This is a genomic window from Streptomyces sp. 796.1, assembly GCF_047525675.1.
Taxonomy (GTDB): domain Bacteria; phylum Actinomycetota; class Actinomycetes; order Streptomycetales; family Streptomycetaceae; genus Streptomyces.
The window spans coordinates 103209-112208 of the sequence record NZ_JBLIWA010000025.1 but is presented as its reverse complement, the minus strand read 5'-3'; the positions used below and the strand labels follow the sequence as shown (position 1 = coordinate 112208).

Annotated in this window: 5 protein-coding genes; all 5 read right to left on the bottom strand. The window is 73.7% G+C overall.

Annotated features, from left to right (window positions below):
• Positions 1-113 precede the first annotated feature (113 nt).
• Positions 114-1460: an ATP-binding cassette domain-containing protein gene (locus ACMA1D_RS18645; protein WP_414725129.1), complete on the bottom strand. Its 1347-nt coding sequence runs from the start codon at positions 1458-1460 to the stop codon at positions 114-116.
• A gap of 280 nt (positions 1461-1740) precedes the next feature.
• Positions 1741-2511, bottom strand: a complete 771-nt coding sequence (locus ACMA1D_RS18640; protein ID WP_414725128.1) for an ABC transporter permease — start codon at positions 2509-2511, stop codon at positions 1741-1743.
• A gap of 2 nt (positions 2512-2513) precedes the next feature.
• On the bottom strand, positions 2514-3647 hold the full coding sequence (locus ACMA1D_RS18635) for an ABC transporter ATP-binding protein (RefSeq protein ID WP_414725127.1): 1134 nt from the start codon (positions 3645-3647) through the stop codon (positions 2514-2516).
• Between the two features lie 281 nt (positions 3648-3928).
• On the bottom strand, positions 3929-4864 hold the full coding sequence (locus ACMA1D_RS18630) for a cellulose-binding protein (RefSeq protein ID WP_349992847.1): 936 nt from the start codon (positions 4862-4864) through the stop codon (positions 3929-3931).
• A gap of 115 nt (positions 4865-4979) precedes the next feature.
• Positions 4980-8864 carry a polarized growth protein Scy gene (gene scy / locus ACMA1D_RS18625; RefSeq protein ID WP_414725126.1) on the bottom strand — a complete coding sequence of 1295 codons (3885 nt, stop codon included), beginning with the start codon at positions 8862-8864 and terminating at the stop codon, positions 4980-4982.
• Positions 8865-9000 lie beyond the last annotated feature (136 nt).

Here is a 9000-nt window from a genome sequence, read left to right as displayed (position 1 = left end):
TGCGGGCGCGGGCACGGCCGGCTGCTGGCCGCTCTGGCCGGTGGGCTGGCCGGTGGCGGGGGCCGCGGCGGGGGCCGGCTCGCCCGGGGTGGTCTGCGGCTGCTGAGGGGTGGTCATCGGGCGTCCTCGCTGTCGCGCTCGGTCGGTTCGGCGGGGGCGGCGGGCTGCTGCGCCGCGGGGGCGGGGGCGTCGGCCGGCAGCGCGCGCAACTGAGTGGTGCGCGGCGAACCACCGGCGGGCGCGGCGGGAACCCCCGCCACCGGCGCACCGGGCACGGGTGCACCGGGCGTCGGCCCGCCGGCCGTGGCGCCGGCCGCCACCGGCGCACCGGGTGCGGGCTGCCCGGGCACGGCGCCGACCGGCACCGGCTGGCCCTGCTGCGGGGCGTACGGCTGCTGCTGGTACGGGTGCGGCTGGCCCGCTGCGTACGGGTGCTGCTGTCGCGGGTCGGCCGGCGCGGGCTGGCCCCAGCCCTGCGGGGCGCCGGGCTGCACCGGCTGGCCGGGCGCGAAGCCCTGCTGTTGGAGGCCGGCCCGCGGGTCCTGCGTCGACCGGTAGTCGACGGCGGCCTGCGTCATCCGCATGTACGCCTCCTCCAGCGACGCCTGGTGCGGGGCGAGCTCCCACAGCCGCACGTCCGCGTCGTGCGCGAGGTCGCTGATGCGCGGCAGCGCGAGGCCGGTGACGCGCAGCGCGCCGTCCTGCTCGGGCTGCACCTGCCCGCCCGCCTTGGTGAGCGCGGCCACCAGCTTCTCGCGCTGCTGCGGCTCGGTGTCCGGCGTGCGCACCCGGGCGAAGTCGGCGGAGTTGGCCGAAATGAAGTCGGAGACGCTCATGTCGGCGAGGAGCTGGCCGCGGCCGATCACGATGAGATGGTCAGCGGTCAGCGCCATCTCGCTCATCAGGTGGCTGGAGACGAAGACCGTACGACCCTCGCCGGCGAGCTGTTTCATGAGGTTGCGGACCCAGAGGATGCCCTCGGGGTCGAGCCCGTTGACCGGCTCGTCGAAGAGCAGCACCTGCGGGTCGCCGAGCAGGGCCGCCGCGATGCCGAGCCGCTGGCCCATGCCGAGCGAGAACCCCTTGGAGCGCTTTTTGGCCACGCCCTGGAGGCCGACGACGCCCAGTACCTCGTCCACCCGACGGGCCGGAATGCCGGAGAGCTGCGCGAGGCAGAGCAGGTGCTGGCGCGCGCTGCGCCCGCCGTGCACGGCCTTGGCGTCGAGGAGCGCACCGACCTGCCGCGGCGCGTTCGGCAACTGGCGGAACGCGTAGCCGCCCACCGTGACCGTGCCCGCGGTCGGCTTGTCGAGACCGAGGATCATGCGCATCGTCGTCGATTTGCCGGAGCCGTTGGGGCCCAGGAAACCGGTGACGGCGCCCGGCCGCACCTGGAAGGACAGGTTGTGCACGGCTGTCTTGGCGCCGTAGCGCTTCGTCAGGCCGACTGCCTCGATCAATGATCCGCCCTCGCGATCGGTCGGGGCGTCAGCCACCTGACGGCTCGCCCCCGTGAGGGTTAGGAGGATAACCGGCTGCTGACGGTTCCCTTCCACCAGCCACTGCCGTCTGTGCTGGGGCGAAGTTTCCGCTTATGTCGATCCATGTTGGCTTTCGCGGACTGTCGTGATCACACGGAGCGGCCGTACGAGTCGGCGGCGTGAGGGCGCCCCGGCCGCGCCCCGGAACCCCGTCCTCCGCCCACGCCGCCCGCCCGCCCCGCCGGGCCAGGGCGCCCCCTCAGGCGTCCCGCTTCTTCAGGGCCACGGCGCCGCCGATCAGGGCCGCGAGCACCCACAGGGCCATGATCGTCAGGCCGCCCCAGGGCCCGTACGGGGCGTCGTCGTCGGTCCTGACGACCTGCATGACCCGGGAACCGGCCTGGTCGGGCAGGTACCGGCCGACCTTCTCGGTGGCCGGGACGTTGCCCAGGATGTTGGAGATCAGGAAGAAGAACGGCATCAGGATGCCGAGCGAGAGCATCGGGCTGCGCAGCATCACGGTGACGCCCATGGCGAACATCGTGATCAGCGCCATGTACAGCGCGCTGCCGAGGACCGCCCGCAGCACCCCGGGATCGCCGAGCGCCGCCTTGTGCTCGCCGAGCATGGCCTGACCGGCGTAGAAGCTGGCGAAGCTGATCACCACGCCGACCGCGAGCGCCACCGCGGTGGCCACCGCCACCTTGCTGAACAGGAAGGTCAGCCGCTGCGGGACCGCCGCGAGCGAGGTACGGATCATGCCGGTGCTGTACTCGTTGGAGACCACGAGCACCCCGAAGACGATCAGTGCCAGTTGGCCGAGGCCGATGCCGGCGAAGCTGATCAGGGTCGGGTCGAACTGGATCTTGTCCTGGCGCGACATGTCGTCGTAGTCGTTCTTGCTGAGCGCGCTGAGCAACATGCTCAGGGCCAGCGTCACCACCAGCGCGAGGACCATGGTCCACACGGTGGAGCGCACTGACTTGATCTTGGTCCACTCGGACTTGAGGACCTGCGTCGTGACCGCCATCGTCAGGACCCCTTCTTCCGCTGCCAGTCGGCTCCCCAACCGCCCTGCTGCCCGGGCCCCTGCTGGCCCGGCCCCGGCTGTCCCGGCCCGGGCTGTCCCGGCCCGGGCGGATACCCCTGCGCGGGCGGCTGACCCTGCGGCGGGTACCCCTGCGGAGGCTGGCCGGCGACCGGACCCGGCGGCGCCGCACCCCCGTACGCCGCCGGGGCGCCCGGATGCGCGCCGGCCGGCCCCGAGTGCGCGTGGTACTCCACCGACTCGGCCGTGAGCTGCATGAACGCCTCTTCGAGCGAGGCTTGCTGGGGGCTCAACTCGTGCAGCACCACCTGGTGCCGCGCGGCCAATTCGCCCAGGTGCGCCGCATCGGCCCGGTCCACCTCCAGCGCGCCGTCGGCCGCGACCAGCGCCGTGTACCCCGCCCCTGCCAGCGCCTCCCGCATCCGCTCGTGGTCGGGCGTGCGCACCCGTACGTAGGAGCGCGAGTTCTGCGCGATGAACTCCGCCATCGAGGTGTCGGCCATCAGCCGCCCCTGCCCGATCACCACCAAGTGGTCGGCGGTCAGGGCCATTTCACTCATCAGGTGGCTGGAGACGAAGACCGTACGGCCCTGCGACGCCAGGTTCTTCATCAGGTGCCGGATCCAGTGGATGCCCTCCGGGTCGAGCCCGTTGACCGGCTCGTCGAACATCAGGATCTCCGGGTCGCCCAGCAGTGCGGCGGCTATCCCGAGCCGCTGCCCCATGCCGAGCGAGAACCCCTTGGAACGCTTCTTGGCGACCGAGGACAGCCCGACCGTGTCGAGCACCTCGCTCACCCGACTGGTGGGGATGCCGTTGCTCTGTGCCAGACAGAGCAGGTGGTTGTAGGCGCTGCGCCCGCCGTGCACGGCCTTCGCGTCGAGCAGCGCGCCGATGTGCTTGAGCGGATCGTTCAACTGCCGGTAGTGCTTGCCGTCGATGCGGACCTGCCCCGCCGTGGGGTTGTCCAGGTCGAGCATCATGCGCATGGTCGTGGACTTGCCGGCCCCGTTGGGCCCCAGGAAGCCGGTGACGATCCCCGGGCGCACGGTGAACGTCAACCCGTCGACGGCGAGCTTGTCGCCGTAGCGTTTCGTCAACCCCACAAGCTCGATCATGCAGGCCACGCTAAGGGCCCTGAGGCGTACACGCCACCCCGCAGCACACAGCGCCTCGTACCACATTCCGTGGTACGAGGCGCTGTGTGCCTAGCGAAACAAGGTTGCGACCCGTCGGTCACCTCTCGGCTACCGATCGATCCCATGGCAGACGACCAGTGGCAACCGACCGCCCGTGAGCGGTGCCACCCTCGTCGGCGCCGGCGACCCCACCGGTCGGCCGGCCACCCGGGAGCGCTACCGGGAGCCGACCCGAGGTCGGCGCCCTCGGCCCGGCGCGGTCAGCGGCTCTGCTGCGCCGGGACGCCGCGCTGCACCGAGTCCTCCTCGGGGGCGCCGGCCGCGGCCACCGCCGCACCGGTGAGCGTCGCCAACATCTCGCGGACGTTGGTGAGTTGGGCGTTGATGCTGTCGCGGCGGTTGGTGAGCGCCGCGAGCTCGCGCTCGGACTCGCTGCGCACCCGGTCGGCCTTGGCGTTGGCGTCCGCCACGATGTCCTCGGCCTGGCGCTGCGCGGTCTCCACCGTCTGCCGGGCCCGCCGCTCCGCGTCCGTACGCAGCTTCTCCGCCTCAAGCCGGAGCTGCTCCGCGCGGTGCTCGATCTCCGCGAGCCGCTTCTCGGCCTTCGCCTGACGGGACGCCAGGTCGCGCTCGGACTGCTCGCGGCGCTTGGCCAGGTTGGTCTCGAAGTCGGCGGCGGCCTGGGCGGCCTTGGCGCGGGTCTCCTCGAAGAGGGAGTCAGCCTCCTCCCGCTTGGACTGGGCGTCCTTCTGCGCGTCCGTGCGCAGTTGGCTCGCGTCGGACTTCGCCTTCTCGACGATCCGCGCACCCTCGTCCTCGGACTTCGCCTTGCGCTCGGCCGCGAACGTTTCGGCATCGTTGCGCACCTGCTGGGCGGCGGACTCGGCGAGCTCGCGGTGCTGCTCGGCGGCGCGACGGGCCTCCTCACGCAGGTCCTTGGCCTCCTCCTCGGCGAGCCGGAGGATCTTCTCCACCCGCGCGCCGAGACCCGCGTACGACGGCTCGGAGTCGTTGACCTGGGCCTGTGCGTTCTGCGTTTCGAGGTGCAGCTCCTCGATGCGCTTTTCCAGGGAAGTGATGCGTGCCAGGGCGCTGTCTCGGTCGGCGACGAGCTTGCTGATGCGGTCGTCCACCTGACCGCGGTCGTATCCACGCCGCACGAGCTCGAAGCCGAAGGGGGAGGAAGTGTCGCTCATGGGGTTCCTGTCGAAAGAAGACCGGTGAGGTGATAGGGAGAATCCTAGGGGGGCGGACGGCGTGTCTTCGAGTCATTGCCCGTTTGATCTGGAGAATGACCCCTCATTTGAGTGGCTAGCCGTCAGACTGCTTGCCACTTGAACGAGTCGCGCCCGCGCCCGCCACTGATTTCGCGCCCCCGTTGTCCTTGCCGCTCCCGCCGCCGGCCGCCGGAGCCTCGAAGGATTCGAGTGCTTCCAACACGTCCTGGACGCGGGAGATCTCCGCGTTGATGTCCTTGCGGCGACGGACCAGCAGCTCCAGTTCCCGCTTGCCGTCGTCGACCATTCGCTGTGCCTCGCCCGCTGCCTCCTTCCGCATGCGCTCGGCGTCGCGCACCGCCTCGGTCTTCTTCGCCTCGGCCTCCCGGATCAGCCCGTCGGCCTTCTTGACCGCGGCGATCCGGACCTTGCTGGCCTCGCTGCTCGCGTCGGACAACAGGTCCTTGGACTTCGCCTCGGCCGCGGCCAGTTGCTCCTCGGCGGCCTTCACCAACTTGTCCGCCCGCTCGCCGGCCGACTTGAGCGCCTCGGCGGACTCCCGGCGCGCCCGGTCGTGCAACTTCTCGACCTCGCCCTCGACCCGGGTGCGCAACTCCTCGGCCCGCTCCCTTATGGCCGTCGCGTCGCCGCGCGCCTCGGTCAGCATCGTGTTGGCGTCCGTACGCGCCTTCTCCACCCGCTGGTTGCCCTGCGCGGTGGCCTCGGCCACGATCCGGTCGGCTTCCTTGCGGGCCACGCCCACCATGGTGTCGGCGCGCTCCTCGGCCGCGGTGGCCGCCCGCAGCGCCTCCTCCTGGGCCCCGGCGATGAGCTGGTCGGCCTGCTTGGCGGCCTCGGCGCGACGGGCCCCCCCCCCCTCCGCGCGCACCCGCTCCGCCTCCTTGGCCGCCCCGGCCACCAGCCGGTCGGCCTGCTTGGCGGCCTCGGCCCGGCGCTGGTTGGCCGCCACCCTGGCCTCGTCCAGGGTGCGGTCGGCCTCCTGGCGGGCGGCGGCCATCGCGTCGGCGGCCTCCGCCCGTACCCGCTTGCTCTCCGTCGCCACCTCGGTCCGCAGCCGCTCGGCCTCGGTCGTGGCGTCGCCGACGAGCTTCTCGGACTCCTTCGTCGCCTCCGCGATGAGCCGGTCGGCCTGCTGTGCCGCGTCCGACCGGAGCCGGTTGGCGTCCGTACGGGCCTCGGCGCGCGAGCGCGCCGCGTCCTGCTCGGCCGCCGCCAGCGCGTCCGCCGCCTCGGTCCGCAGCCGCTGCCCCTTGGCCGTGGCGTCCGCCACCAGCCGCTCGGCCTCGGCGCTCGCCTCGCCCACCAGCGTGTCCGCCTGTTGGGCGGCGGTGGCCCGCAGCCGCGCCGCCTCCTCGCGGGCGTCGGCGCGCATCCGCTCCGACTCGCCGATCGCCTCCGAGACCGTGCGCTCCGCCAGGGCCTTGGCGGCCTCGGTCTCCTCGCGCGCCTCGCGGCGCACCCGCGACGCGTCGCTTGAGGCCCGCTCCCGCTCGGCGTACGCGTCGGCGCGGACCCGGTCCGCCTCCGCCTGGGCTTCCGTACGGGTGCGCTCGGCCGCGTGCTCGGCCGCCGACCGCAGCCCGGTGATCTCCTCCTCGGCCTGCTCCTGGAGCCCCGCGACCGTCTCCCGCACCTGCTGCGCGGTCTGCTCGGCGGCCGACACCAACTCCGTCGCCCGCTGCTCGGCCTCCTCTTGCAGCCGCTGCGCCTCGGCCTGCGCCTCCGCCACCCGGTTACGGGCCGCGGCCAGCAACTCCTCGCTCTGCGCCTGGGCCCGCTCGCGCTCGCGCTGCGCCTCGCCGCGGGCGTCGGCGAGCAGCTCCTCGGCCTCCCGGCGGCGCCGCGTCGCCTCCTCCTGCGCGGCGGCCAGCGCCTCGGCGGCCTCGCCGGCCAGCCGCTCGGCCGCCGCCTTCGCCTCGCCGCGCACCCGGTCGGCGGCCTCCTGGGCCTCCGTCCGCAGCCGCTCCGCCTCGGCCGCCGCCTCACTGCGCAGCCGCACCGCGACCGACTCGCCCTCGGCGCGGGCGGCCGACGCGTCCGCGGTGGCCTCCGTCCGCAGCCGCTGGGCCTCCGCCTCGGCCTGCTCCTGGAGGGCGCGCAGCCGCTCCGCGGACTCCGTGCGCAGCCGCTCGGTCTCCTCGGCGGCCTCCCGACGCAGCTTCTCGGCCTCGGCGCGCGCCTCGCGCAGCGCCTCCTCGGCCGCACTGACCCGCTGCTCGGCCTCGCCGTGCAGCCTGGCCCACTCGGCCTCGGCCTCGGCCCGCCGCTCGGCGGTGGTGCGCTCGGTCTCCTCGCGCAGCCGCTGGGCGGCCTCCGCGGCCTCCGCCTTGATCTTGCCGGCGCCCTCCTCGGCGGCGGCCACCAGGTCCTCGGCCTCGCCGCGGGAGCGCTCAAGGGCCTCCTCGGCCTGCTTGCGCAGCGCCTGGGCCCGCTCGGCGGCCTCGGCCCGCACCCGCTCGCCCTCGGCGGTGGCGCTCGCCCGGCTCTCGGCGGCGTCGGCCTTGGCCTTGGTCAGCAGCTCCTCGGCGGTCTTGGCCGCCTCCTCGATCTGCTGGAGCGCGTCCCGGCGGGCCTCGCCGCGGATCTTCTCGCCCTCGGCGACCGCGTCGGCCCGCAACTGCTCGGCCTCGCCGCGCAGCCGCCTGGCCTCCTCCTGGAGCTCGACCGTCTTGGCCCGGTACTCCTTGGTGTCGTCCTTGGCCGCGCCCTTGAGCTGCTCGGCCGTGTCGTGCGCGGCCTCCCGCAGCCGGTCGGCCTCGCGCTCGGCCTCGGTCCTGATCCGCTCCGCCTCGGTGGCGGCGGCCTTGGTGGTCGCCTTGGCGTCGTCGGCGGCCTTGCTCAGCACCTCTTCGGCCGTACGGGCCGCCTTGGCCAACTGGGCGGCCGACTCCTCGGCGGCCTCGGCCCGCGCCTTCTCCTGCGCCTCGGCGACCAACCGCTCGGTGTCGGACCTGGCGTCGTCCCGCAACTGCTCGGCCTCGGCGCGCAGCGCCTCGGCCTCCTTGGTGGCCTCGCCGACCAGCCGCGCGATCTCCGCCTTGGCCGTACGGGTGCGCTGCTCGCCAGCCGACTCGGCGGCCGATAGCTGCGCCGCCGCGGCCTCCTTGGCCTCGCTGACCAGCTTCTCGGCCTCGGCGCGTGCCTCGCGCAGCGCCGTGTCGGCCTCCTGCATGCGCTGCTCGGCGCCCCGGGTCAGCTCACCGGCCTGTCGGCGGGCCTCCTCGGACTCGGTCGCCGTGGTCGTCCGCAGTTGCTCGGCGTGGTCGGTGGCCTCCTGCGCCTGCGTGGACGCGGCGTTCAGCAGCCGCTCGGCGTCGGTACGGGCCCGCCGCAGGATCGCTTCCGCTTCCGAGCGCGCGCTCTCGCTCTCCGCGGCCAGCCGCTCCCTGGCCTGCTCGGCCAGCCGCTGGGCCTCGGCCCTGGCACTGCTCAGCGACTGCTCGGCCTCGGCCCGCGACTCGTCCAGCAGCCGCCTGGCCTGCGCCTCGCTGCGGGCCCTGAGCTGCTCGGCCCAGGCCACGTTCTCGTTGACGTGCGACTCGACGGTCGCCCGGCGCTCCGCCAACTCCTCGTCCAGGCGCTGCCGGCGGGCGACCGCCTCGGCGTGCAGCTCGGCCTCAAGGCGCGACTGCCGTTCGGCCTGCTCCTGGAGCAGCCGTTGGGTCTGCGCCCGCACGTCGCGCAGCTCGCGCTCGGCGTCCGCGCGGAGCTGGTCCGCCTGCGCCTGCGCGTTCCGCAGCATCTGCTCGGCCTGGTAGCCGACGTTGGCCGAGTCGTACGCGGGACGGGACGCGATGGTGCGGCGCGCCTCGTGCAGCTTGGCGCGCAGGACTTCGACCTGGTAGCCGAGGTCGTCGGCGTGCTGGACGGCCTTCTCCCGCTCGGTCTTCAGCCGTTCCATCTCGGCTTCGAACTGCGAAAGGTGATCGTCAGGCTCGTAGCGGTCGTAGCCCCGCACTGCGCGGTCCCATCCGTCCCCTGGTCGCGTCGGCGGCCTGCCCCGCCCCGATGCCGGGGTGCACGGAGCTGGCCCTTCCGAAGAAATGGTGTCAGATCATCGGCGTAGCTTGGGCCGAGCCCCCAACCCGCGCCCC